The sequence below is a fragment of the Staphylococcus sp. GDH8C109P genome, from assembly GCF_017893405.1.
In the GTDB taxonomy this organism is placed as follows: domain Bacteria; phylum Bacillota; class Bacilli; order Staphylococcales; family Staphylococcaceae; genus Staphylococcus; species Staphylococcus cohnii.
Window position 1 is genome coordinate 5,654 of the sequence record NZ_JAESMX010000018.1, and the last position, 266, is coordinate 5,919.

General features: G+C 24.8%; 1 protein-coding gene. It reads right to left on the minus strand.

Annotation, left to right across the window (positions count from 1 at the left end; genetic code table 11):
• The coding region (locus KA867_RS09675; protein ID WP_210137851.1) for a hypothetical protein at nucleotides 1-183 on the minus strand (183 nt) is incomplete at its 3' end.
• Nucleotides 184-266: the final 83 nt, after the last annotated feature.

A 266-nucleotide genomic window follows, 5' to 3' on the forward strand; every position in this document is an offset into this window, starting at 1 on the left:
TTTTCTCGGCATAAATGCGCGATCTATTTTTTGTTTTCTGAAGGTTTCCAAAATAAAACCACAGCCATAAAAAATAAGTAATAAATAATAAACCAAAAATCTAAATGACTTTGATTTATTTGTTGATATATAAAAACTAGCATCAAAATAGACAAAAGTAATTGCACTGAAAAACGTAACCACATAAAATATACAAACTCCTTTTTAGCAAACTTTATCACAAGAACTATTTAAATTTTAAATGCCTTTATTTTGAATTTTAAAGG